Origin of the sequence: Tepidibacter hydrothermalis, assembly GCF_029542625.1 — a bacterium.
Taxonomy (GTDB): domain Bacteria; phylum Bacillota; class Clostridia; order Peptostreptococcales; family Peptostreptococcaceae; genus Tepidibacter_A; species Tepidibacter_A hydrothermalis.
Window position 1 is genome coordinate 2,296,781 of sequence record NZ_CP120733.1, and the last position, 25,430, is coordinate 2,322,210.

The 25,430-nt window shown below is 28.4% G+C and carries 25 protein-coding genes; 1 reads left to right on the plus strand and 24 read right to left on the minus strand.

The genetic code is table 11. From position 1 onward, the window contains the following. Positions 1-78: 78 nt before the first annotated feature. The 24 genes from P4S50_RS10780 to P4S50_RS10895 form a co-directional block, all read right to left on the minus strand. Entirely contained in the window at positions 79-804 is a 726-nt protein-coding gene (locus P4S50_RS10780; protein WP_331489573.1) for an EcsC family protein, read from the minus strand. A 22-nt stretch (positions 805-826) separates the two neighbouring features. Further along, entirely contained in the window at positions 827-1,324 is a 498-nt protein-coding gene (locus P4S50_RS10785) for a GNAT family N-acetyltransferase (protein WP_277730793.1), read from the minus strand. Between the two features lie 496 nt (positions 1,325-1,820). Continuing rightward, positions 1,821-3,611: an aminopeptidase P family N-terminal domain-containing protein gene (locus P4S50_RS10790; RefSeq protein ID WP_277730794.1), complete on the minus strand. Its 1,791-nt coding sequence runs from the start codon at positions 3,609-3,611 to the stop codon at positions 1,821-1,823. Between the two features lie 146 nt (positions 3,612-3,757). Next, a complete protein-coding gene (locus P4S50_RS10795; RefSeq protein ID WP_277730795.1) occupies positions 3,758-4,102 on the minus strand; it encodes a LapA family protein in 345 nt (114 codons plus the stop codon). A gap of 136 nt (positions 4,103-4,238) precedes the next feature. Continuing rightward, positions 4,239-4,517: an STAS domain-containing protein gene (locus P4S50_RS10800; RefSeq protein WP_277730796.1), complete on the minus strand. Its 279-nt coding sequence runs from the start codon at positions 4,515-4,517 to the stop codon at positions 4,239-4,241. Between the two features lie 11 nt (positions 4,518-4,528). Beyond that, entirely contained in the window at positions 4,529-6,523 is a 1,995-nt protein-coding gene (locus P4S50_RS10805; protein WP_277730797.1) for a methyl-accepting chemotaxis protein, read from the minus strand. A gap of 79 nt (positions 6,524-6,602) precedes the next feature. Continuing rightward, positions 6,603-6,989 (minus strand): ATP-binding protein, encoded by a 387-nt coding sequence (locus P4S50_RS10810; RefSeq protein ID WP_277734722.1) that lies wholly within the window; start codon positions 6,987-6,989, stop codon positions 6,603-6,605. A gap of 24 nt (positions 6,990-7,013) precedes the next feature. Beyond that, entirely contained in the window at positions 7,014-8,432 is a 1,419-nt protein-coding gene (locus P4S50_RS10815) for a SpoIIE family protein phosphatase (protein WP_277730798.1), read from the minus strand. Between the two features lie 425 nt (positions 8,433-8,857). After that, positions 8,858-9,310, minus strand: coding sequence for a MarR family winged helix-turn-helix transcriptional regulator (locus tag P4S50_RS10820; RefSeq protein ID WP_277730799.1), 453 nt, complete (start codon positions 9,308-9,310; stop codon positions 8,858-8,860). A 66-nt stretch (positions 9,311-9,376) separates the two neighbouring features. Further along, complete coding sequence (locus tag P4S50_RS10825; RefSeq protein ID WP_277730800.1) at positions 9,377-10,288, minus strand: response regulator transcription factor; 912 nt, start codon at positions 10,286-10,288, stop codon at positions 9,377-9,379. A gap of 170 nt (positions 10,289-10,458) precedes the next feature. Next, the gene (locus P4S50_RS10830) at positions 10,459-10,836 is read right to left on the minus strand and encodes a hypothetical protein (protein WP_277730801.1); all 378 of its coding nucleotides are present in this window, start codon (positions 10,834-10,836) and stop codon (positions 10,459-10,461) included. Positions 10,837-11,110: 274 nt separating this feature from the next. Beyond that, positions 11,111-13,033 carry an oxidoreductase gene (locus P4S50_RS10835; protein ID WP_277730802.1) on the minus strand — a complete coding sequence of 641 codons (1,923 nt, stop codon included), beginning with the start codon at positions 13,031-13,033 and terminating at the stop codon, positions 11,111-11,113. Between the two features lie 207 nt (positions 13,034-13,240). Next, entirely contained in the window at positions 13,241-13,552 is a 312-nt protein-coding gene (locus tag P4S50_RS10840) for a monooxygenase (RefSeq protein WP_277730803.1), read from the minus strand. 539 nt (positions 13,553-14,091) lie between these two features. Continuing rightward, complete coding sequence (locus P4S50_RS10845; RefSeq protein WP_277730804.1) at positions 14,092-14,706, minus strand: TetR/AcrR family transcriptional regulator; 615 nt, start codon at positions 14,704-14,706, stop codon at positions 14,092-14,094. A gap of 156 nt (positions 14,707-14,862) precedes the next feature. Then, positions 14,863-16,797 carry an FAD-dependent oxidoreductase gene (locus P4S50_RS10850; protein ID WP_277730805.1) on the minus strand — a complete coding sequence of 645 codons (1,935 nt, stop codon included), beginning with the start codon at positions 16,795-16,797 and terminating at the stop codon, positions 14,863-14,865. Between the two features lie 12 nt (positions 16,798-16,809). Beyond that, the gene (locus tag P4S50_RS10855) at positions 16,810-17,955 is read right to left on the minus strand and encodes a 4Fe-4S double cluster binding domain-containing protein (protein WP_277730806.1); all 1,146 of its coding nucleotides are present in this window, start codon (positions 17,953-17,955) and stop codon (positions 16,810-16,812) included. 410 nt (positions 17,956-18,365) lie between these two features. After that, positions 18,366-18,566: a hypothetical protein gene (locus P4S50_RS10860; protein ID WP_277730807.1), complete on the minus strand. Its 201-nt coding sequence runs from the start codon at positions 18,564-18,566 to the stop codon at positions 18,366-18,368. Positions 18,567-18,586: 20 nt separating this feature from the next. Beyond that, positions 18,587-18,796: a hypothetical protein gene (locus P4S50_RS10865; protein ID WP_277730808.1), complete on the minus strand. Its 210-nt coding sequence runs from the start codon at positions 18,794-18,796 to the stop codon at positions 18,587-18,589. A gap of 23 nt (positions 18,797-18,819) precedes the next feature. Then, a complete protein-coding gene (locus P4S50_RS10870) occupies positions 18,820-19,995 on the minus strand; it encodes a DUF1343 domain-containing protein (RefSeq protein WP_277730809.1) in 1,176 nt (391 codons plus the stop codon). 108 nt (positions 19,996-20,103) lie between these two features. Beyond that, complete coding sequence (locus P4S50_RS10875; RefSeq protein ID WP_277730810.1) at positions 20,104-21,897, minus strand: aminopeptidase P family protein; 1,794 nt, start codon at positions 21,895-21,897, stop codon at positions 20,104-20,106. A gap of 66 nt (positions 21,898-21,963) precedes the next feature. Next, positions 21,964-22,710, minus strand: a complete 747-nt coding sequence (locus P4S50_RS10880; protein WP_277730811.1) for an ABC transporter permease — start codon at positions 22,708-22,710, stop codon at positions 21,964-21,966. Then, positions 22,685-23,674, minus strand: coding sequence for an ABC transporter substrate-binding protein (locus tag P4S50_RS10885; protein WP_277730812.1), 990 nt, complete (start codon positions 23,672-23,674; stop codon positions 22,685-22,687). Before P4S50_RS10885 ends, P4S50_RS10880 begins: the two co-directional genes overlap by 26 nt. A gap of 2 nt (positions 23,675-23,676) precedes the next feature. Continuing rightward, entirely contained in the window at positions 23,677-24,387 is a 711-nt protein-coding gene (locus P4S50_RS10890) for an ABC transporter ATP-binding protein (RefSeq protein WP_277730813.1), read from the minus strand. Further along, positions 24,384-24,548: a hypothetical protein gene (locus tag P4S50_RS10895; RefSeq protein ID WP_277730814.1), complete on the minus strand. Its 165-nt coding sequence runs from the start codon at positions 24,546-24,548 to the stop codon at positions 24,384-24,386. Before P4S50_RS10895 ends, P4S50_RS10890 begins: the two co-directional genes overlap by 4 nt. Positions 24,549-24,765: 217 nt before the next feature. Between P4S50_RS10895 and P4S50_RS10900 the strand changes: the two genes are divergently transcribed. After that, on the plus strand, positions 24,766-25,353 hold the full coding sequence (locus P4S50_RS10900; RefSeq protein ID WP_277730815.1) for a YdcF family protein: 588 nt from the start codon (positions 24,766-24,768) through the stop codon (positions 25,351-25,353). Positions 25,354-25,430 lie beyond the last annotated feature (77 nt).

Genomic DNA, 25,430 nt, shown 5'->3' on the forward strand with positions numbered 1-25,430 from the left:
TGCTATGAGTAAAGTTTACTATATCGGTATAGTTTATTCCGTAACACAAGTTACATAAATGAAATTTTTTACCTATTTCTATGGAAATATTCTCATTCTATAAGCTTGAACAGCAGTTTTACTAAGCTTGTCTATAAGCTTAGAGTTAACATATGCTCCTACAAAAGCTCCAATTCCAGGAACCATCTGTAAAAGCTTTGCTAAATCTATATAATCTCTATACTCTTGTTGAAATGATCTCCAATCAAAAGAATCAATATCATCAGGTAAAGAATCAAAATACTCTTCAAAGTTTTCCATTTTATAAAATACATCATTTATTTTACTTTTACTTGCAAAAGTGATGTGGAATATATTTAATATATATATTCTTTCTTTATAATCATTTACATCAAAACCATATATAGCAGCAATGTCATAAAGCAACTTAATTTTAATACTTAAAAGTAAAGGTAAATCCGCAAGGCCTAATATTATCCCACCTGCTCCAGTTCCTGCACCTTCTATTAAAGCAGTAGTTTTATATGCCTTAGTTTTTTGAGCCACTAATTTTTCTCTTTGTCGAAGTGATAAGTTTTCATACGGTTTCTTAGTAATGTATTTTGAACCAAACAAAACTGCTCTAGTCATATTTTTTATAGTCGAAGTTACTATTTCATGATATTTTTCAGGTAACAAGTTATTAAACTTATTTTGAACATGCTTTGACGCTTTTTCAACCAAAGATGGTTTTTTTCTCATTTTTTTCTTCCAATTATTAAGTTCCTTCCTAGCTATTTCATTGTAGAAATCTATTATACTCACCTACCTACATTATCTTTTATATTTATTTTAAATTCTTCTTCATAACAACAGCCTTCAAATCCTTACCTGTCCAATTAAGTATAGTATCTCCAAACTCAACAAATCCATTTTTACTCCAAAACTCAATTACTGAATCGTCATAATCAGTAACTACATCTATTCTTATACAATTACTTTTTAAAGACAATGTATATTTTTCTAGATCATTATATATTAATCTTCCCAAACCATTATTTTTATAATCATTATGTATCATAAGTAAAGATAAATATGTTTCCTTATCTATCTTAAAATCTACTACTCCAACTATTTTTTCCGAGTTCATATCTGTTATCTTGCAACATAAAAATCCAATTTCTTTCATAGTTTTTAATTCTCTACTCATCCACTCTGTTGTTATTTCTTCTTTATCCATATGGTTGATTAAAAAATTTTCATTAGAATTATAAACCTCAATAATTTCATTTAAATCCTTATTTTTAACCACATCTACTCTAAACCAGTTTGACTTAAACAACATTTTATCCATCTCCCTATATCACACATAAATTCATTTACATAATTATACAATATATCTTTTTTAATTTCTATTCATATATCTTTACCGTAGACACATTTTAACTTTAAAGTATTAAACTCAAAAATCAAGCTTACTAAAATGTTATTTTATTCAAGTAAATCCATTTCAGATTTAAGAATCATACTAAAAAACAAATGGCATTAAAATGTTAGCTAATGATTTAAATATTTTTGTATAAAACTTGAATTACATCGTTTGAATATCCGTTAAGAAAGTTCGTTGTTTGACCTCTAGGGAGTTTAGAACTTTTAGGAGATTCAATAAGATGTAATTTTTAGTTTTATTAAAAATATTTATTACATTAGCGCTATTTTAATGCCATTTGTTTTGGATTAAACATATAAACCTTCTTTTACAAAATAAAAAGTAGCCACCAAACTCATTAAGGTATATTCTACCCTCTTAGCTTGGTGGCTATGCCTACTACTTGATATTATTAGATTTCTCTAGTATATTTTTTTAACCATTCTTTTTCATCTTCATTTAAGTATGGTGATATTTTATCATATACTGTCTTATGATATTCATTTAACCATGCTATTTCTTCTATATTTAAGATGTCAGGGTTTACTGCATCTAAATCTATCGGTACATAAGTAATTGGTTCAAAGTACATAAATTGACCGTATTCATTTTTTTCACCTTTGCATACAAGCATTTCATTCTCAATTCTAATTCCGTAAGAATCTGCAATATATATACCTGGTTCATTTGTAAGAATCATACCTTCTTCAATTTGATGAATTTCATGTGCACGGTACTGCCATCTAAATCCTGTTGGCGCTTCATGAATGTTCATTAAGTATCCAACACCGTGACCTGTTCCATGATTAAAGTTTAAGTTATGGTTCCAGAATGGAGCACGTGCAACTATGTCTAAATTCATACCATTACAACCATAAAGGAATCTTGCATGCGCAAGTCTTAGATTACTTTGTAAAGTTATAGTAAAGTGATCTTTCATTATTTGTGGTATTTCTCCTAATGCAATCGTTCTTGTAATGTCAGTAGATCCTTCATAGTATCCACCGCCTGTATCTGTTAAAAATAAAGATCCTTTTTTTAGTTCTATATTAGTTTCTTCAGAAGAAGTGTAGTGCACAATCGCTCCATGTGGACCAAACGCAGATATTGGTTCAAAGCTTGGACGAATAAATCCTTCTTGCTCTGCTCTAAGCTCTTCTAGTTTATTAGATGCACTAATCTCTGTAATTGTTTCTTTGCCTACATTTTGTTTTAACCAATACATATATTTTGTATGTGCTATTCCATCTTTAATATGAGCATTTTTTATATTTTTAATTTCAGTTGGGTTTTTCATAGCTTTAAATACAACTGATGGATTTTCTTTTTCTACTTTTTTAACATCATCATGGATGTTATTATATAATGCGTAATTTGTTCTAACAGGGTCAAGTAATAATACATTAGAACTAGTGAATTTTTTTGCTTCTTCGTATACATCATTATATGGATGAACAGCTGTTACACCATTTTTCATAAGCTCTGATTTTATTTCATCGCTTAATTTAGCTTCATTTATGAATAGATGCACTTCCTCCATTGTAATAATTAAATAACTCAAAATTAGAGGGAAAAATTCAATATCATCTCCACGTATGTTAAGAAGCCATGCTACATCATCTAAAGATGTAATTACATGTGTATTTGTACCTGCATCTTTCATTGATTTTCTAACACGTTCCAATTTAGAAGCTGTAGATTCACCAGTATATTTTATATCAAGAGCAAAAGCTGGTTTTTCAGAAAGTGGTGGGCGATCTTCCCATATATCATCAATTAAGTCACAATCATAACATATAGATCCATTTTTATTTTTTACAATTTTTTCATACGTTTGTCCTTCTCCCATTGAAACAACACGACCATCAAATCCAAGTATTCCTTTTTCAGAAAGCGTACTTTCAATATATTCTTCTATAGTTGGAACATTTGGCTCACCCATTTTAAATAATTCAACAGTTGTTCCTTCAAGTTGTTTTCCAGCTTGAAGAAAATATCTTCCATCTGTCCAAAGTCCTGCCTTATCCATTGTAATAATAGCAGTTCCTGCAGAACCTGTAAAACCTGTTATGTACTTTCTAGCTTTGAAGTGTTCACCAACATATTCGCTTTGATGGAAATCAGCAGTAGGAACAATATACATATCAATATTTTTTTCTTTCATTAACTTTCTTAAATTTGTAAGTTTTTGTGATATTTTCATTATATTAATCTCCTTTCAATATTTATATCTTCTAGTTAAAATTATAGCATAAAACTTATAAAAAATATAACAATTGAGATAATATATGGAAATAAACATGCAAAAAACAACTCCCATTTTAATTAATCCGAGAGTTGTCTTCTTATTTATTCATTAATATCTATTTTATTCTCTTCTAAACTATCAATTTTCTTTTCATCTAGACTATTTTTAAATTCTTCAATTTTATTATTAAACAATTTATTTTCTTCTTCTAAACTTTTAATTTTCTTTGACTGTTCTTTTATTTTAAGCTTTAGTTTGATTTGTTTTATAAACCCTAATAACATAACAATTACTGCTCCTAGAGCTGCAGAAATTAGAATTACAAGTGCTTGAGAAATATTAAATTTAGCAAATAAAAAACTTATGGCTACAATACCAGAATTCTGTATAGCAAATACTGCTACTAAAATTGCAAATATTAAAGAAATAATAAATCCAAATTGCATAATCTGATCCCCTTTCCTTATGATAAATTCTATTTTAACTTTATTATATAAATAAAGGATAACACACATATTCTAAGAAAAAAAGCACAAAAAACTCGATGAGCAATATTAACCCATCGAGTACTTTAAATTTATACTATTTGATTTCAAATACATTATCCAATCTTGTCAATTCAAAAATCTTCATAACCTTTGGATTTATCGAATTAAGTGTTAAGCTTCCATTTAACTCATTGCACTTTTTATATATTCCTACTAATACTCCAAGTCCTGTACTATCAATAAATGTACAACTATTGAAGTTAAGTGCAAAGTTTTTATTTCCTTCATTTATCAAATTATTCATATTCTGTCTAAATTCTGCAGCTTCATCTACTGCAAAATTTTCAGGTATTGATATTCTTACCTCATTCATTTATATTCACCTCAAATTTTAAATTTTTCTACTAGGCTATTTAAGTTAACTGCCATGGCACTAGTTTCTTCTGAGCTAGCAGCTAAATTTTGAATTATAGAAGATTGCTCCTCAGCTGCTGCTGCAACTTGTTGACTGCTTTCAGATGTAGTTTCAGTAGTAGTTGCTACAGAATCAATAAGCTGTATTATCTGATCAGAACTTGCAACTTCATCCTTTGTAACATCTACAACTTGATCAACAGCATCACTTATCTGTTCCACTGCATCTATAATATGTATAAATGATTTATCCGTTTCTTTAGCTACAACTACTCCATTTTCTACTGCTGTTTTAGCAATATTCATTGAACTAACTGCTTTTTCTATTTGAATTACCATTTCGTTTACCAATGAAGATATTTCATTTGATTCAACATTTGTTTGTTCTGCAAGCTTACGAACTTCATCAGCTACTACACTGAATCCCTTTCCATGTTCTCCAGCTCTTGCCGCTTCTATAGAAGCATTTAACGCCAATAAATTTGTTTGACTTGAAATATTATTAATTGTATTAATAATACCACTAACTTTTTTAGAAAGATCATCTAAAACTTGAAGTACATCTTGTGTTTCACTTGATACTTTACTAATATTTTCAATAGCTCCAACTGTTTCTTCAACTTTTATCCTTCCTTGTTTAGCTGCATTCATAGTATTATCAGAATTTTCCTTAGCTGTAACCACCTTATTTTTTGCTATTTGAATTAAGCTTGAAAGTTGAACTAAAACCTCAGATGTTTCAATTATTGATTTATTTTGGTTTTGTGCATTATACGCAACACCTTGTATATTATCAGTTATATGTTCTGTTGATGCACTGATTTCTTCTGACGATGCTGCTAGCTCTTCTGATGATGCTGTTAACTCTTCTGATCCAAGTCTAACATGTTTTATTATATTTGATTGATGTTCAATCATGTCATTAAAATATTCACCTAGTACCTGTATTTCGTCATTTGTAGTTATATTAGCTCTAACCGTTAAATCTCCATCTCCTACCTTAATCATTAAATCCTCTAGATTTTTAATAGGATTTATAATATTTTTAGTTGTTATAAGATAAGCTAAAAATACTGCAATTGCTAAAGATAATATAATTGTTATTATTGTAATTTTTCTAATAGAGAATACTGAAGACATATATTCTTCGTAGTCAGCTGTTACTGCTACAACCCAATTGTTAACAGGAGCAAATCTTACAAACTTATATTTCCCCTCATATGTATAATAACCTTCACCTGATTTGCCAGACTTCATTTGATCTACTAAAGCTTTTAACTCATTATTGTCTGTATCTCCTATATTTTCACTTAATATTTTTTCTTTTTTAGGATGAGATACGAATACTCCATTTTTATCAACCATGTAAGCATATCCATTTTCACCTATTTTTAATTTTGATACCTGTCTTGAAATATTATCAAAATTAATACTTGCACATACTGTACCCACAACTTTGCTATCAATCACTAAAGGATATGCAATAGCTATTATAGGTTCATTATTATCTTTATCTAATATAACTTCACTTTGAGCAAAAGATCCACTTAATGCCTTTTGAATATATTCTCTATCTCTTAAATCAATATCAGAATTTTCATTTCTAGTGCTCATAATTTCCTTACCAAATTCGTCTGTAATATATAAAGACCCTATTTGATCTTTATTTTCTTCTTGTAATTTAACTAAATATGTATACACCTCATGAGTATTTTCATTATATCCAGCTGCAGTAGTAGCTATATCTGCATCATAACTTAAAACTTGAACATACTTATTTACAGACTCTATATTCTGTTTTATAATCTCTGCTGTTTGTTCTGTAATATCTCTTAATTCTTCCTCAGTTGCATGTTGCATCGAACGAGAAGTCATAACACTAGAAGTAACTCCCAAAGCAAGAAGTGGAATTAATATAAATATAAAAAACATAGAAATTAATTTAGTTTTCAAACTTTTTTTCATTGTTACCCTCCATCTAATATTCACTAACATTTATTTTCCAATTGGCAATATAATTCATACGTTTGCATGAATCGTTTTTTTATCCAACATTTAAATATTTTTGTATAACTAATTTATTATCCTTAAACTCAATTTTATCAGCAATACAATTTATAAGAAATAAACCTCTTCCACAATCATTTAATAAATTTTCATCTGATAGTTTATTTGGAATGCTTAAATTTTCAAACCCATTTCCGCAATCCTCTATTTCAAATTCTATATTTGTATCATTACAAACATACCTTAAATAAATAGGTTTATTCTCGTCACCATTATTACCATGTTTAAACGCATTCGTTAAAGATTCTGTTAATAATAGCTTAATATCAAAACAATCATCAGAAATATTCAACTCATTGACAACATCATCAATAACCTGTTTATAATTATTTAATCCATATAAAGTAACTTCATTTTTTTTCATTCTCACACTAAATCTCACCTCATTCTATTTTATTTCTAATGTAAGTAATGTACAATCATCTTTTATTCCATCTACATCAGTTGACATACTTTTTAAAGAACTTTTAATATTATTCTTTAATTCAGTTGTTGTATTACTTTTTAAATACTCTTTTTTTATTTCCTCATTATCAAATATGAAATCTAAACCATCTGTGAAAAAATAAAATTTATCACCTGATTTAAAATTAATTATCTTTTCATCAAATTCACTATCTTCAAACATTCCAAGAAATGAACCTCTGACAATTTTATTTTTAATATCACACTTATCAGTTTGATATATAAATTGATTAATTCCAGCACCTACTATTTTTGCTTGATATTTTTTAAAGTCAAAGCTAAAACAGCATACTGCTATATATCTTTCTCCTAAATACTTAGCAACTTTTTTATTTAAACTATTCACTATTTTAGATGGATCTTTATTCTTTAAAACTTCTTCATTGAACAAAACATTAAATGCCGATATATTAAGAGCAGCTGTAATTCCTTTACCACTTACATCTCCAATTATACCAACAATTAAATCTTCATTGAATTTATGAGTATAAAAGAAATCGCCACTAACTGTTTTTGCTGGTATATAAAGAGACTCCATATTCGCTTTATGCTCAAGAGGAAATGGCTTTTTCAAAAGCTGCCTTTGTATCTTAGCAGCAGAATTTAGTTCTCTTTTTCTTTCTGTAATGTCTCTAAGTATAGAAAGAATTGCTGGTTTTCCTTTATATATTAAATAACTTGAAGATACTTCTATATCTATTTTTGTATCATCACTAAGAACAGCTTTATAATCAAACGTAGTCTTTTTAATTTTATTTTTTAATATTTGATTCATCTTCTTATACATAATTTTTGCAAAATCAGAACTATATTTATATACACTTTTCCCAATAAGATTTTTCTGATATTTCAAAGCCTCTTTATTTGCTAAAACAATTTCTCCACCTACTGTAATAATTATCGCATCTGGAGATATATCAACAATTTGACGATATCTTTCTTCACTTTCTTTAAGTATATTCTCAAGACTCTTTTTCTCAGTAACATCCCTTAATTGTTCAACAATAAATATCACTTTTCCTGAAGAATCTACTACAGGATTATATCTATATTCCATATACTTATTGATTTCAGGAATATATTTTTCTCCCTGCATTATTGTCTTAGTTTCAATTGCTTTTTCACAAAGACAATTAGGACACTTTTCACTTCTATTAAACATCTCATAACATTTTTTACCCTTAACTTCTTTGTCACTTTTTTTAAAAAAATTATACCCCGCTTCATTATAAAATAAAATTGTATTATCAGGTTTATATACACCTATAATATCTGAAATTCCCTTTAACACTTTTTCTAAATTCAAAATTTGTTCATCTCCTACATCAATTAAACAATTCATATATTATTTTTCTAATAATACCATTAATTTGTATTATAGCACAATTCTTCAAAATTATTGTTAATCTGATTAAATAATTAAAATATATACACTATTTATTTTTTTTATGTGAAAGTTACTATTTATATTTTTTACATATAATTCTCATTAAATTATACACCTTTTCGTATTCTGGATACAATTAAATTTATTTAGTTTTAATTTGTCATCAAAAAATAATATAACTGAGCCTTAAATTATTAATAATTTAAGGCTCAGTTATATTATTTTTTTGAATTAAATTTAATCAATTACTTGCTGTGAGGATAATTCCCCCCTTTTTTTACCAGCTCAATATATTCTTTAATACTCCTTATGATTTTATTACTAATTAGTTATATTCTCTTAAAAATACAACTTACCTTCTCAAATTAGAAAAAGTAAGCTTATTTTTGATATCCCGTAACTTTTTTTAACAATTGTAACAGTACTTTCTTTTCTTCAAAGCTCAAACCTGAAAAAAAACGTCTCATTTCCTTAACATGTTCAGGAAAAATATTATCAATCAAATCATAACCTTTTTGAGATATACTCACAATGAAAACTCTACCATCCTCAGAATCCCTTTTTTTAGTAACATACCCGCCTTTCTCTAAATTCCTAATAACGACAGTCATATTTCCACTAGTCGATAAAGTCTTCTCAATTATACTATTTATGTTCATAGGGCCTAAATGATAAAGCGGTTCAAGCACACTAAACTGAGAAAGAGTTATCCCATATTCTGATAATCGAGCTGATAAGTTTCTTTCATCTTCAATTAATGTTCTACGTATTGCTACAATAAGCTTTAAATTGATATTATTTTCTTCTCCATAATTATATCTATTAATTTTCATATTTTCACCCTATCACTAATTAGTTATAATGTCAATAACGTTTTAAATTTTTCTAATTCTCTTTTACTATTTAATATTCTCATTTATTTTATCATAATACATAAAGCTTCTACGATACTCAGACGGAGACTGTCCAAAGCGTTTCTGAAAAACCGTTGACAAATATGATGTACTGCTGAATCCACATTCAAATCCAATTTCGGTTATGGATTTCTCTCCTAACATCAATAAATGCTTTACCTTCTCTAAACGAATATCAGTAAGATAATCAATAACAGTTTGCCCCATCTCTTTTTTAAACACTCTAGTAAAATGTGATGATGACATGTTGGCAAATGAAGAAATATCTTCGATTGTCAGTTTTTGTCCCATATGATCATACATATACTCTACGGTACGGTTAATATCCAATCGTGATGTAATTTGACCAACATTATGCTTTAATCCAATCAAACTGCGAATAATACTATGAATTATGCGTACATTTAAACTACTCATTACTTGTTCCCATCCTTGCAGTCTATTATCAGCTTCAATCATAAATTCCTTAATTAATGATTGAAATCCTTGAGGTATCTGAATAAAATCACCTTTAAATGTCTTAATCTCTTCCAAATTATATTCCTTAAGCTGAGAATCAAAAAACTCTTTATCAATAAATATAGCAATATAGCGTGGTGAATGATCTAAATAGATTTCTTGATGAACAATAAATGGTGAAATCGCAATTAACCTTCCTGGTTGAGTAACAATTTCCTTATCATCAATTTTAAATGAAACCTGATCATTAAATGTCAAAACAAACATATAAGATGGATGAGTATGAATAGATTCTACAGCATGCTTAAATGAGCCCGATATAGGCATAAACATACCAATTTTAGAATTCACAAACGCATCAATAATCTTTAGATTATTTAAATCAACCTTACCTATCAATCTATAAATATGCTGAAGATTTTCTTGTTCCCTTTTCATTTAAACCCCTTTCAATAGAAATTAAATATTCAATACTAACAACAAAAATAATTTAAATTTTATACAGTGTAAGATTCATCATCTTACACTGATAAACCTTAATTTTCATACTTATTCTCAATTCGAATTATTTAATAAACCATTAAATTGTATTGTTCATTATATAGTAATTATATTTCTTTTATTTTTTTTATCTGTACTAAACAAATTGTAAAAAGTATCGCGAAAAATATTGGATCTGACCAACCAAAACCTACAAATATTCCATTAAAGCAGGCATAAAGAGTAATAATTACTCCTAAAAAATTTGTAATAGCTAAACTTTTTAGCACTTGAAGATAAACTATTTTATCTTCTTGAATTTTATTCATTAAAAATCCAAAAGCTGCTATCCCTCCAAGAAATATACTCGTATGTTGGGATAAAAATCTTGCATATTTATCGTTTATTTCCAATCCATACATTGGCCATAATTGATCTGGAATAATAAAAAGTGCCAGTGCAAAAATCAAATAAATTGAGCTATGAATGTTTATAAATTTTTTCATTTCTTTTCCTCCTAAATTAATAAAAATTTGTGCTAATCTACTAAAATAAATCTGGCTTCTCAAAATCAAATAATTGATTTAATTTTGCTATTTATTGCAGTTTCAAACATTTGTAATAAAATCTCTGCATTATCAATTATTTCTTTTTTATTATTACTTATTTCTTTTGTTATTATTAATAATATAACTAATTAGTGATATCGTCAAATACTTTTTGATCATAAATAGTTCACAGTTGTTTGTAATCAATAAACTGTGAACTATTGAAGTATTTTTACATTTGAAGTCCTGCCCTATACCCCTCCTCTACAGCACTTAGAGCATCTCTAACCTTGACTGCATCACCTATAGTTATTATTTCTATCCCCTTACCTTTTAAATCGTGTGCTAATTTGTTTTCAGACTTAGAACCAATTGCCATTACAACTGTATCAATATTATCTAATTTCATTACTTCATTATTTCTTTCTAGCAATACACTATCTTCAAGTATTTCTTTTACTATTGTATTTGTCATTATATTTACATTATTTTCTTTTAAATCCTTCATTAAAAAATAGTTGACTAGTGGTATTCCCATTTTAACAATAGAATCCTGCATTTCTACAATATTTACTTTATGACCATGGTTAGCTAAATGTGCAGCTGTCTCTGCACCTACTTGTCCTCCACCTATTACGACTACATTCTTTCCTATTTTATCGCTACCAGCTAAAACCTCATTAGCTAGTATAACATTGTCTGAATTTTTTCCTGGAATATTAGGAACAAAAGGAGTTGCTCCTGTAGCTATAATAACTGCATCTGGCTTCTCTTTATCAATAATTTCTTTTGTAAGTTCTGTATTTAAGTATATATTTACACCTAACTTATTTAACTGCGTTCTTTGCCACACTGTCAATGTGTTAAGCTCTTCTTTATGAGGAGGTACCGCTGCTAATAACCACTGTCCACCTAATTGAGGTTCCTTTTCAAATAAATGCACTTCATGTCCTCTTTTAGCTAAAATAATTGCTGCTTCCATTCCAGCAACTCCGCCACCAGCTACAAAAACCTTTTTCTTGTTGTTTGTTTTTTTAATATCAAATTCTTTCTCCTTTCCACTTAAAGGATTTACTAAACAACTTGCTGGTTGACCTTTTAGTGGCCTGCCTACACATCCTTGTAAACATCCAATACAGCGAATAATATCTTCAACTCTTCCTTCTTCAGCTTTATTTGGTAATTCCGGATCAGCAAGACCTGCTCTACCCATAGCTACTAAATCAGCTTTATCTGATAATAATACTGTTTCTGCAATAAACGGATCATTAATTCTTCCAACGGTAATAACTGGAATAGATACAACCTTTTTTATTTCAGCTGCTAGATCAACAGCGAAAGCATGCGGAACAGCAGCAGGTGGCACATTATAGTGCAAAGTCTTATAAACTGCAAAAGAAACATTAATAACATCGATTCCAGCATTTTCAAGTATTCTCGCTATTACTTTTGAATCTTCAATAGTAAGTCCGCCATCTACAAATTCATCAGCAGAAATTCTAATTGAAACTAAAAAATCTTCTCCAACTTTTTCTCTCACACTGTCTATTATCTCTAATATAAAACGACACCTATTTAATATTGTTCCTCCATATTCATCACTTCTTTTATTTGAAAAAGGTGATAAGAACTGGTTTATTAAATACCCATGTCCTCCTTGTATTTCTACACCATCAAACCCAGCCTTTTTAACTCTTAATGCAGCATCACTGAATTTTTTGACTATCACTTTTATTTCTTCTACTGTGAGTTCATGAGGCATCTCATCTATAGTTGGATCTTTTATTGGTGATGGTGCAACAGATTGAGCTCCAGTTAAAAAACTTTTAGCTTGTCTTCCCGGATGACTAATTTGCGCTACTATCTTCCCTCCACAGTTATGCACTTTTTCTGTAAGCTTAGAATGTCCTTCTATTTGCTCATCATTCCATAGCCCCGGAAGAAAAGGTGAACCTTTTTGCACTTCATCTATAGCATAATTTTCTGTAATTATTAATCCCCATCCACCTTTAGCTTTTGCCTCATTATATTCTATATATCTTTGAGTAACTGTACCATCTTTATTGCAATAATTTGTAGCTAAGCCTGTACTAACCAATCTATTTTTAATTTCTAAATTATTAATTTTTATTGACTTAAAAATCTTTTTAAACATTATATTGTCTCCTTTCTTTTTTTACAATTAAAAATATATTTCATCATAATCATATCTGTTTGTTTTTATATTAAAACATTATCACTAATTAGTGTTATAAATCAGCACTCTTCCCTATATTTTACAAAAAATACCAGATCCAACTAACAAAAGTCCTCATACCGTGAGGACTTTTTCAACACTTTAACTAGAAATTACTATTTGTATCTATCTAGTCTCCCCAAGATAACCTCTATTCATCAATGTTAATGGTTCATTGACATTAAAAACTTTTGCAATAATATCAGTGATTCCGAAACCAGTTAAACGCTCTGTATGCTTTTTCAAATATTTATCTAGTGCCTCCTGAGTCTCAAAAAGATATATTCCACCACCTTCTCCAGTTTCCTCATTTTCAGTCCATATTTTCCAAATAAGTTTATCTTCTGTTGATATATCCTTAGCTAATTCCTTAAAAGCAATAGACATATCATCGCCCCAAGGACCTTCTGTTTTAAAATCCATTTGTAATAATCTCATTTCAATCTTCTCCTTTCCTTTGTCTAATTTATTGATACACTAATATTATAAAACAGATTAGATTATATCACTTTCAATATTCTACTATTAAGTTTAAAAATATAACCATTTATTCTACTTAATTTTGATATATGATTAATAATATATATCACGTGAAAATAATTTAATATTTCTTTAATCTTCATCTAAACTATTTATCATTTTTGTGAAAACAGTAACATTCACATAAAAAAATAACGAATTTATACTAGAATACTGTAGGTACTTATATAAGAACCTATAAATAAAATAAGTTGCTGATTTGAGAATAAAGAAATTGGAATCGAAATATTACAATACAATGGTTGGTAATAATTTTGTAAAGTAAATAACTAACGGAAAGTATGAAGTAGTAAAACTTCTTAGAGTTCTTGATTATAAAATAGGACAATTATGCTGTGAAAAACACAATTGTCCTGTTTCATTGAAATGATCATCAAGTCTTTATGTAGATAATACTAAAAGTCTATGAAATTACTCGATTCATATCATATAAATTGTTATAATTTATAATTTTTCAATGCTTTATATTCTTCTAACCCCTTTTCTGTAAATATAGGAATCAGTAGACCCCAAACTAAATCCTTTATTTTGGAAGTATTATAATCCTCTCTATAAATAATACGGTTAATTGAAATAGTCAAAGGAAGCAAAATATTTAAAATTTCAGCTAGATTCTCATATATGCCTTTTATAGGTTCCGGTTTTACTAACTCTTTAGAGATATAATAATCTAATAATAAATTAAGTTGTTTTTTATATTTATCAAATAAAAGTCTATTGAGTTTTTGTAATTCAGGATAAGTTTGCGTTAAAACGATAAAATCACAAAAAACAAACATATATTTCCTCTGCAAATTGCACCATACTTCGATTTTATTATCCAATTCTCTAAAATCTGATATATCAAAATTCACATGCATAAGAAATTCACTCATCATTTGATTATTTATTTCTAATACTATATCTTTTTTCTTTTTAAAATAGTAAGTTAAACTGCCGGGACTTATATTAAGTTCATTAGAAATATCCCTTATTGAAATACTACTAAAACCTTTTTGATTGAATAATTCAATAGCAGTATTTAAAATTTGTTGTTTTCGATCTGATTTCATATTTTATTATTTCACCTCATTTATAAGTCAAATTATCATTGTTTACCAAAACTAAACCTATTAATTTATACTAATGATAATTTGTAAATTATAAATTATTATTAACCTTATGTCAATATAAAGGATTTCGTTATATTTTTTATAGAGTCTTTATTTTTATGATGATCTAGTATTTCTATCGCATCTCAAACATCTCTTAGCTTCACACTTTGCATCTATATCTGACATTGTTAAAGTAATTTCTTTAAAATTTGAAACTCTTTCTGCTACATTTATAATTTTTTCATTAATTTTTTCTTCAAACCATAAATCATAATGTAATTGCCCCTGTGGAATTTCTATTTCTTTTTCTGTATATAATCCAGTTCCACCCAAATATCTATCTATTGATTGTGCTGCCTTTTTAGCTTCAGCTATAGCTTTTACTGCTACTCCAGGTCTATATATATCTCCTGCTGCAAATACACCTTCTACACTTGTTTCAAATGTAAATGAATTTATTTTAATCCATCCTCTTTCGTTAATTTCTATATCTTCATCCAAATAACTGTTATCTGGTCTTTGTCCTATTGCAAGTATTAAACTATCTATCTCAAATTTCTTTAAATCTTCATTATCATATATTGGGCTAAATATTCCTTTATCGTCAACTATTGATATACATTTCTTTAATGTTATTTCCTTTAGTTTTCCACCTTCTTCATGAATATCTTTTGTTCCATATCCACTTACAAATTCAACTCCTTCTTCTAATGCTTCATATTTTTCTTCATCACTTGCTGGCATTGTCTCAAATGTTTCAAGTGATGCTACTATTACATTTTTAGCTCCTAGTCTTACAGACGTTCTCGCAGCATCCATAGCAACATCACCACCACCAATTACTAATACATTTTCTCCAATTTCCTTTCTTCCCTCTACTTTAACTTCTCTTAATAAATCTATTGCTGTTTCTATTTCTTTAACATCAGGACCAAATTTATTTCCTATATGAGTTCCTGTAGATAACAATACTGAATCAAATTTATTTCTCAATTCTTTAAGAGTAACATCTTTACCAACTCTTGTATTTGTTATAATTTCTACACCTAAATTTTTAACTAACTCTACTTCTTTATCTATTACTGCTTGTGGCAATCTATATTCTGGTATGCCTAATGCCAGCATACCTCCTATTACTTCATTAGCTTCGTATATTATTACCTCATAACCTGTTTTAGATAAAAAGTATGCTGCACTAAGACCTGCGGGGCCTCCTCCAACTATAGCAACTTTCTTACCCTTAGATTCCAATCTATCTTCTTTATATTCTCCTGTTTTTAAAGCTCTATCTGAAGCATATCTTTTCAATGCTCTAACCCCAACGGTCTTTTCTATTTCTCCTCTTCTACATCTATCCTCACATGGACGTGAACAAACCATTCCACATACAAATGGAAGAGGATTGTTTTTCCTCATTAAAGAATAGGCATCTTTTATTCTGTCATCTGCCATTAGAGCTATATATCCAGGAACATTAACCTCAGCTGGACATCCATTTATACATTGAGCAACAAATAATTTTCTACAAATTCCTGTTTTACATTTTTTATTTATTATATGATCAATAAATTCATTTTTAAAATTATCTGCCATATATAAAATTATTTTATGTAATTCATTTTCCGCATAAGTATCTGCCTTTTCACTAGCTGTTTCTCTTAATTTTTCAAAATCACCTTCATTTGCTAGTCCACTTGTTATATTTTCTATAAGTATATTTATTTTTTCAACATGATCATTTCTAATTCCAAGTTCTCTAATTACATATCTTGTGCAGAATCTTATAAAATCTACTGGACACATTAGATCATTAAAAAAAACAATTGTATCTGTAACCATACTATCTGCATATTTACTTAGCTTATAATTCAAATTATTTGCTTTAAACACCTCGCCCAAAGGTCCTCCTATTTGAACTAATTTTACATTTTTATATCCAGTCATTCCACCTGCGTATTCATTTAATATTTCTTTTATTGTTTTATTTATACAGACGTTTGACTCACCTATATTATTTACATCTCCAAAAATATTAATGTTCTTATTCATTATGCTACCCCCTTAATCTTCTTCACCACAAGCACACGCTACATCTTTATCATATTTTCTATTTAATAATTTGTTTTTTACAACATCTTCTTCCATAGTATTGTATTTATAATATTGTGGAATAGCTTCCATACACTTTTCATATCCAAACATAGATAAAGGACAAACCTTTATACAAAGTGCACAATCGTGATTAGCTTCAATATTTGGTACACATTTTTTACCGTTAGTTTTTCTCAACTGTCTTCCCCTATACATAATTGGATCTTTTGTAAGAGCTCCTGCAGGACAAACTTTATAGCATATTCTACATTTCCCACAAAATTCATCCATATTTATATCTATGGGTTTATCAATTGGTATATCTGGCTCAATATTTATAGCACAAAACCTTACCCTAGTTCCAAATTCCTTTGTTGCAATAAGTCCACTTGTAGTAAACTGTCCCAGTCCTGCATTAACCGCATGCGGTGGATATTTTAGTACTCCATCCATTCCAACTCGGGCTACGCAACTATGTCCTTTTGATCTAATGAAATCAGCCACTTTGTGTACTGTCTTTCCAATTTCTTGGTATACTCTAAATACAAAATGTTCTCCGGTTTTATGTGCTGGATGAGGCGCTTCCATAGTCTGTTCCCAATTCATTTCCATTCCTAATACCATTATATTATCGTATGGAAACAATTCGTCCAGGCCCTCTGCAATATACCTTCTATCCAGCTTTGTAAATCCACAAATCAAATCTGAACCTAAAGATTTTACATATTCTTTAATTTCTTGCTTTAGCTTTACTAAATCCGCTTCTTTTTCTTCTGATACTTCTGGTACTATCTTTCCTTCGCCCTCCAAATTCTGTCTTTCAATATCTTTAAGTAATTGAACTTTATAGGCGTCCTTTCTTCCTGTACATTGTTCTAATAATGGAAATATTTTTCCAAACATATATTCGTTTGTTAACATAGGTTTAGGCATTATTGATATTTCTTCAATTTCTGAATAAAAATCAAACAAGTCACCGTCTACAACTGTATATGGATTGTTATCTGTTATATATTTACCTGGATTAGATGGACTATGTTTAGTCCTTCCAACTACCTCTACATCGGTGATATCATCCCATCTCAATAATCTACCATCCTTTTTTTTCTTCTCCATAACTTTTCCTCCTTATTTCATTCTTAAATAATTGAGAAATTTATAACACTAAATTTCTCAATTAAATTCATACTTTTGCTCCAAAATATAACTACCTAACCAACTTATAAATATTATTTAAAACTAATAAAACACTTACAACGATAAATACAGAAATGATCAACTGAAATATAAATAAAAATTTTGCTAAACACTTTAAGCATGTAGTTATTACCATTCCATATAATTTATCATTTTGTCTCTTTTAGCAAATTTATAAAATTAGTACACTTGTACTAATTTTTATTTATGATAACATTTACATAATAATTTGTCAAATGAAGATCATTATTTCAAACAAATTAAAATCTAAAAACGAAAAAAAGGTTAATAAAATCCTAGATTTTGTTTGTACAAAATCTAGGATTTTATTAACCTTTTTTCTTTAATTTTTTCTCTATTTCACTTACTGTCTTAAATGCGGTTTCCTCCAAACTAGATCCTATAATATCTATTCTTGAAGTAGATTCTTCTTCATTTAATCTTTTATTAGCATCTATAACAGCATACTTTACAGCAAAATATATTATCCCAAATAAAATCAAGCGATCTAAAAAATACTCCGCTGACATAATATCACCCTTTTTATAGCTTAATTTAACTTATCTTTAATAGACTTTAACTCTTCTTCAATATTACTTATTCTTTGCGACATATTTTTAATTTTTCTAGGTACTCTAAAAATAGCACCAAAAATTAAATATAAAATACCAATCCAAAGTATTGTATTTACAATTTGAAATATCATTTGAATATCTATATTCACAACATTTTTTGCAACATTTACAGCTAGTTCAGACATTTGTTATCCCCCTAAAACCTATCCTAATATATTAAATACTTCTCTCTTTCTACCTTAAACTTATTTAAATCTTCTTGATAAGAATCAACTATCTGATCAGGAGTATATCCCATCTCAAGCAACTCTCCATATTTTGAAGTCCCCATTATTTTTTCAAACATAACTATATATTTACTACTTTTAGGAACTTTAAATTTCGTTAAAGAATGTGCATACGTTAATGCATATGTACCAACCTTACAAGGATTAAATTTATGATAATCAGTTACATTAAGTTTTACACCGCCCTTGTCTCCTTTACTTTCTGGAATAAACTCTACCCCCTCAAGGTTCGAATTATTTAAAAGTTCAGCAAATTTATTACTGTCTATACCTTTTCCACCTATCCAAGTGAACTTATCTCCTTGACCTATTCCTGTTCCTTCTCCAATACCAGTTGCCATATATCCAAAAGCTGATTCTATAGTTGGTATATTAGGAGATGTCATAACCCATGGCAATCCAGTATCCTGATATATCATATCTCTACTGTAATTCAGCATAGGTACAACAGTTAAATTAGCACCAATATTTCTATTAAAAAACTTAGCCAATTCTCCGGCAGTCATTCCATGAGACATAGGAAGATTGTCCACTCCAACAAACGTTTTATACTTGTCCTCAAGAACAAAACCTTCAACCTTATTAGCTCCTATAGGATTAGGTCTATCAAGAACTACTATTTGTTTATTATACTTTTGTGCTGCTATCATACAATAATTCAAAGTAGACATATATGTATATGTTCTAGATCCTATATCCTGTATATCGAAAACTAAAATATCTACACCTTTGAGCATGTCCTCACTAGGCATTCTAGTTTTTCCGTATAAGCTGTATACAGGAATATTCATATTAGAATCTGTATACGACTTCACATATTTACCAGCTGGAGTTAATCCATCTAATCCGTGCTCCGGAGTATAAATTGCTACTAAATTAGTATTCTCGTAATTATATAGCTTTTCATAAGTATTTTGACCTACACTATCAACCCCAGTTTGATTAGTTATAACACCTATATTTTTTGAATCTATTAACTGACTGTATTCACTTATCAATCTTTCATTTCCTAGAACAACCTTATCATCTGTTGCTTCCTGTGTTGGATTTGAAACAATCATAGATAGTGAAATTAAAAAAGCAAAAAAAGTCTTCATAATACCTCCCCCATAAATATATTTATTTAAAGTTTACCATGATTTTAGTTTCTTTGTAAAACATAAAAAGACCCTGTACAACAATTTTGTACAGGGTCTTTTAATATATTACATATTCTTAGTATATTCTCTTAACCACTTTCTTTCATCATCATCTAAATGATCATGTAAAGTGTTATACACCAATTCATGATATTTATTCAAGTAATCTCTTTCTGGTTTACTTAACTGATCTACATCTATAGCATCTAAATCTATAGGTGCAAACGTAACTACTTCAAACTTCATGAATTGTCCATACTCATTCTTCTCTGCTTTTCTAGTTATAAGTTCATTTTCTATCCTAATACCATGTGATCCTTCTATGTATATACCTGGTTCATTAGTTGTTACCATACCTTCTTCAAATACCGCACTATCAACTATATGAGGAGCTATATACCATCTAAATCCATTAGGAGACTCATGTATGCTTAGTAAATTTCCTACTCCATGTCCTGTTCCACATTTATAATCTATTCCAATTTCCCAAATAGGTCTTCTAGCTAATATATCTAGATTATACCCTCTGACACCTTGTAAGAACTTTGCCATAGATAAATTTATCATACCTCTTAAAACAGCAGTAAAATGTGTTTTTAATTCATCATTTAAATCACCTAAAGCAATAGTTCTAGTTATATCTGTAGTTCCATCTATATAGTGTCCACCTGAATCTATCAAGAATAAATGCTCTTTTTCAAGCTTATAGTCTGTATCTTCTGTTGCACTATAATGCATCATAGCAGCATGCTCTTTATACCCTGCTATAGTTGTAAAACTCGGCTGCATAAATCCATCCTGTTCTTTTCTTAAACCTTCTAATTTCTCAGTAGCACTAATTTCTGTTATATCTATATTTCCAACATTTTTCTTTAACCAATACATAAACTTCGTAAAAGCTACACCATCTTTAATATGGCTGTTTTTAATGTTTTCTAACTCAACTTCATTCTTCTTTGCTTTAAAAAACATAATTGGATTAAAATCTTGGATAATTTTCACTCCTGTAGGTATGCTATTTAAAATAGCATAGTTAACATTGTTTTTATCCAATAATACACATTCATTTTCATCTATATTTTTTATACACTCATAAACATCATTGTATGCTAATACTTCTACTTCTAAATTATTTAACTCTTTTAATATTTCATCATTCAACTTATTCTCATCAATAAATAAAAATACTTTATCCAGCGTAACTACACAGTAAGAAAGAACAACAGGATTATATTTTACATCATCCCCTCTTATATTGAACAACCATGCTATATCATCTAATGTAGCTATAACATGAGTAGTTACATTTTTTTGTTTCATAGTTTCTCTTAGTCTAGATAATTTAGATTCACTGCTTTCTCCTGAATATTTAATATCCAGTAAAAATGCTTTTTTATCTGATAATTTTGGTCTATCCTCCCATATTTCATCAATCAAATCATGTTCATAACATATTTCTATATTTTTATTACTTAATTTATTTTTTAAGTTATCTCCTACTTTAGCAGATACTACCCTTCCATCAAATCCTAATATAGATCCATTTTCCATAGATTCATATAAATATTCTTCTATAGTAGGAACTCCTTCTTCACCTATTTTGAATAATTTTATATCACTTCCCTCTAACTGATTAGCAGCTTGTATGAAATATCTTCCATCAGTCCAAAGGCCTGCTTCATTTTGAGTTACTACTACAGTTCCAGCTGAACCTGTAAATCCAGAAATAAATTTTCTACACTTAAAATAATCTCCTACATATTCACTTTGATGACTGTCATCGGATGGAATTATATAAGCATCCATATTGTGTTTTTTCATTAAATTTCTAAGTTCACATATCTTGCTTTTTATATTCATAGTAAATCACCCCTTATCTTCTAATTTACCATTTAATTCAAATTACTTCAACAACCTTTTTCTGCTTCAATTTTTCATATGCGATTTTAATAGCTTTATTATAAAATCAAAGCCTCCAGCTATAATTATAGTAATTAAAGCCCATGCAAATACTCCTGCCGTATTTAGGTTCGATTTTTCTATTTGAAAGCTAGTTCCAATAGAAACACTTGGTTGACTCAAAACTTCAGCTGCTATTATTACCTTTAAATTCAGTCCTATGGTTGATGATGCAACAGACATCAAAGAAGACTTTATAGATGGTATGTATATATTCTTCATAACAGCTGATCTGCTTAACTTATACACTTTAGCCATTTCTATAAGCTTTACATCAACACTATCAATTCCTTGTATAACTGTAGAATATATAATAGGAAATATTATTAAAAACCCAACTAAAATAGGTGCCAATTCCGACTTTAACCATATTATAGCAAGAAGTATTATCGCCATAGTTGGAGTTGCCTTTTGAATAACTATAATAGGTCTTAATAAATAATATATAGGTTTAAAAAATCCAGATAAAATACCTAAGATTAATGCAGATATAAATGATATTAAAAATCCAATTATCACTCTAGTTAAAGTAGCCGTAACTATTATAATAAAATTTTGAGATTTAATTATCTTTATAAATTCCAAAGCAGTAACTTCAGGTGATGGTATCATTATAGGGTTATCTAACAATACATAAAGAAATTTCCATAGCACTATAATAGACACTATGGAAATCATCGTATACAATCTATTTTGTGAAATAGCAATCTTCATCTACAAGTTTACCTCCGACAAGCTTAGGATTATATTCAAATAACACATTTAAATACTTATCTATAGCCTCTTTTGCATCATTAGCACTTACATACTTTATATTACATCTTTTAATTGACTTTTCTATTATTACTTTATTAATACCCATATCTAATTCTTCATAGTATTTTCCAGCTTCACTAGGATTTTCATTCATCCAATTTATAGATTTTTCATACTCGCTTAAAAAAGTTTTAACAGCATCAGGATTCTTTTTTATTAATTCTTCACTTACTATTATAGATGCTTGAGGATAACTTGAATCTAACTTAGTAGCTATTTGCCACTCTTCTTGTAAATCTATAACAACCTTGCTATTATGTCTCTTAGTCAAAACCTTAGTAAGCATAGGTTCTGGCATTAATGACAAATTGCTTTTTCCTGAAATAAAGTTTGTAGCAAGTTCAGAAGCTCCTCCAAAATAATTTAACTTTACATCTTTATCAGGATCTATATTATTTTTAGTAAGTAAATATCTAAATATAGCATCTGGAGTTAATCCTCTTCCTATCATATCTATCTCTTTTCCCTTAAGATCTTCCCAATTAGATATTTCTTCATTTCCAACTAAATAGAAAGTTCCCCATACAGTAGATGCGGCTATTTTATATCCAGAATCCTTATTATATAAATTAGCAGCTAAATTAGTAGGCACGATAAATATATCCGCTTCCTTAGATAATATTTTAGAAGTTAAAATATCAGTAGCTTTAACACTTTCATAAGACACACTTATATTATCTCCTATAGATGGATTTTCCTTAAACATCTTAATCATACTAAGAGTAGGTGTACCTGCAGGTGTAGCAACCTTAATATCTAAAGATTTACTTTCTTTTTTTACCTCTTCATTAGTATTTGTGCAACCTACAGTTAAAACTAAAATCATGATTATACTAACTATCAAACTTAAAATTTTTCTCATACTTACTCCCCCTCATTATTTGAAATTGACAATATGTCAATTATTTCATTTCTCAAATTTGTAATATACTCATTAGTTAAGCTTCTTTTACTTTGATGAATATCAATATTAAAAGTTTTTAAAATGCTAGTAGGCCTATTTGACAAAACTACGACTCTACTTCCCAATAAAACTGCCTCATCTATATTATGAGTTACAAACACTATTGAACTTTTAGACTTGTCCCATAATTTTATTAGATATTCTATCATATTAACTTTAAGATTATAATCTAATGATTTAAAAGGCTCGTCCATTAAGAGAATTTCACAATTAAAATAAAATGCTCTAGCTATTGAGCATCTTTGTCTCATTCCACCACTGAGCTTATTTGGATATGAGTGTTCAAATCCGTTAAGCCCAACATCATTTATTAACTCCATTATTTTTTCATGATTTTTTTCCTTATCTACAATAGCTATATTTTCGTAGACCGTTTTAAAAGGTAACAACCTATCCTCTTGAAAAACATATCCTACACTATCCAAATTACTTATTATATCTCCTTTATCAGGCTCAATTAATCCAGAAATAATATTCAAAATTGTAGATTTACCGCATCCCGATGGACCTACTATACAAATAATTTCTTCTTTATTTATATCTAAATCTAATTTATTTAAAACATCTAAATTATCAAATCTTTTGTATATTCCTTTTAGTTTACAAATCATGAATGTCTCCCTATGTTTTTTTTACAATAGTTCTTAATATCAAATGCAATTTCTACGATATCAAGTGCAATACCACTGTTCAGAAATCCTTCTATACATACCATTAATACTTTTGCCCCCCTAAAAGTAGCATGAATTATTAACTCTAAACATTCTTCCATATTTCCATCCCCTACCATCATTTAATTTAAATTATATATTATATTACATTTATTATCAATTTGCTGCTACCAATATACGTAAATTAATTTTTAATTTTTAATACCTTATTAATATCTTATTTTTTAATATATATATGTAACATTTTTGTAACCATCTTTTGTATTATAGAATGTATAATATAGAGGTATCAAAATATATACAAAGGATGAATTTAGTATGAAAAAAACATTAATAACAAAAATAATTAAAATAATAGCTTTAATATTAATATCTTCTTTTATTATGATTGAAGGACTTATCATAATTAATGGACAAGAAAATAAAGAATATGATGTTGATTATTTAGTAGTTTTGGGATCAGGTCTTTGGGGTGATGTTTTATCTCCTACATTATTAGGACGAATGAATACAGCTTTAGAATTTATAGAAAATAATCCCAATACTAAAATAGTTGTTTGCGGAGGTCAGGGCAGAGGCGAAAATATGCCTGAAGCTGAAGCTATGAGAGACTACTTAGTTTTAAATGGAGTGGATGAAAGTAAAATTATACAAGAAGATAAGTCTACAAGTACACTAGAAAATTTAAAATTCGCAAAAAACATTCTTGAAGAATTAGATGGTAAAAAAAATCATAAAATTATGATTGTTACAAATGAATTTCATTTATTTAGATCTAAGTTTATAGCTAAAAGATTAGGATTTACTCCTTATGGTATGCCCTCTAAAACAATAACTAGCATAGCTCCTAAATATTTTATAAGAGAGTACTTTGCCGTTATAAAATCATTTATTTTTGATAGATAAAAAATTCGTCTAGTTGCTATTTCATCTCTTAAAGATAAAAACACCCTATAAATTAGACTTTTTAGTGTCTAATCTAT

What these genes read in the sequence shown, in the direction of transcription:
- P4S50_RS10820 (WP_277730799.1), bottom strand. Translation starts at nt 9,310, where the DNA reads ATGAAAATTAATAGATATAATTATGGAGAAGAAAATAATATCAATTTA.
- P4S50_RS10850 (WP_277730805.1), bottom strand. Translation starts at nt 16,797, where the DNA reads ATGAATAAGAACATTAATATTTTTGGAGATGTAAATAATATAGGTGAG.
- P4S50_RS10830 (WP_277730801.1), bottom strand. Translation starts at nt 10,836, where the DNA reads ATGAAAAAATTTATAAACATTCATAGCTCAATTTATTTGATTTTTGCA.
- P4S50_RS10815 (WP_277730798.1), bottom strand. Translation starts at nt 8,432, where the DNA reads ATGAATTGTTTAATTGATGTAGGAGATGAACAAATTTTGAATTTAGAA.
- P4S50_RS10900 (WP_277730815.1), top strand. Translation starts at nt 24,766, where the DNA reads ATGAAAAAAACATTAATAACAAAAATAATTAAAATAATAGCTTTAATA.
- P4S50_RS10865 (WP_277730808.1), bottom strand. Translation starts at nt 18,796, where the DNA reads ATGTCTGAACTAGCTGTAAATGTTGCAAAAAATGTTGTGAATATAGAT.
- P4S50_RS10880 (WP_277730811.1), bottom strand. Translation starts at nt 22,710, where the DNA reads ATGAAGATTGCTATTTCACAAAATAGATTGTATACGATGATTTCCATA.
- P4S50_RS10825 (WP_277730800.1), bottom strand. Translation starts at nt 10,288, where the DNA reads ATGAAAAGGGAACAAGAAAATCTTCAGCATATTTATAGATTGATAGGT.
- P4S50_RS10855 (WP_277730806.1), bottom strand. Translation starts at nt 17,955, where the DNA reads ATGGAGAAGAAAAAAAAGGATGGTAGATTATTGAGATGGGATGATATC.
- P4S50_RS10860 (WP_277730807.1), bottom strand. Translation starts at nt 18,566, where the DNA reads ATGTCAGCGGAGTATTTTTTAGATCGCTTGATTTTATTTGGGATAATA.
- P4S50_RS10795 (WP_277730795.1), bottom strand. Translation starts at nt 4,102, where the DNA reads ATGCAATTTGGATTTATTATTTCTTTAATATTTGCAATTTTAGTAGCA.
- P4S50_RS10800 (WP_277730796.1), bottom strand. Translation starts at nt 4,517, where the DNA reads ATGAATGAGGTAAGAATATCAATACCTGAAAATTTTGCAGTAGATGAA.
- P4S50_RS10810 (WP_277734722.1), bottom strand. Translation starts at nt 6,989, where the DNA reads ATGAAAAAAAATGAAGTTACTTTATATGGATTAAATAATTATAAACAG.
- P4S50_RS10835 (WP_277730802.1), bottom strand. Translation starts at nt 13,033, where the DNA reads ATGTTTAAAAAGATTTTTAAGTCAATAAAAATTAATAATTTAGAAATT.
- P4S50_RS10870 (WP_277730809.1), bottom strand. Translation starts at nt 19,995, where the DNA reads ATGAAGACTTTTTTTGCTTTTTTAATTTCACTATCTATGATTGTTTCA.
- P4S50_RS10845 (WP_277730804.1), bottom strand. Translation starts at nt 14,706, where the DNA reads ATGAAATCAGATCGAAAACAACAAATTTTAAATACTGCTATTGAATTA.
- P4S50_RS10895 (WP_277730814.1), bottom strand. Translation starts at nt 24,548, where the DNA reads ATGGAAGAATGTTTAGAGTTAATAATTCATGCTACTTTTAGGGGGGCA.
- P4S50_RS10790 (WP_277730794.1), bottom strand. Translation starts at nt 3,611, where the DNA reads ATGAAAATATCACAAAAACTTACAAATTTAAGAAAGTTAATGAAAGAA.
- P4S50_RS10840 (WP_277730803.1), bottom strand. Translation starts at nt 13,552, where the DNA reads ATGAGATTATTACAAATGGATTTTAAAACAGAAGGTCCTTGGGGCGAT.
- P4S50_RS10785 (WP_277730793.1), bottom strand. Translation starts at nt 1,324, where the DNA reads ATGTTGTTTAAGTCAAACTGGTTTAGAGTAGATGTGGTTAAAAATAAG.
- P4S50_RS10805 (WP_277730797.1), bottom strand. Translation starts at nt 6,523, where the DNA reads ATGAAAAAAAGTTTGAAAACTAAATTAATTTCTATGTTTTTTATATTT.
- P4S50_RS10890 (WP_277730813.1), bottom strand. Translation starts at nt 24,387, where the DNA reads ATGATTTGTAAACTAAAAGGAATATACAAAAGATTTGATAATTTAGAT.
- P4S50_RS10875 (WP_277730810.1), bottom strand. Translation starts at nt 21,897, where the DNA reads ATGAATATAAAAAGCAAGATATGTGAACTTAGAAATTTAATGAAAAAA.
- P4S50_RS10885 (WP_277730812.1), bottom strand. Translation starts at nt 23,674, where the DNA reads ATGAGAAAAATTTTAAGTTTGATAGTTAGTATAATCATGATTTTAGTT.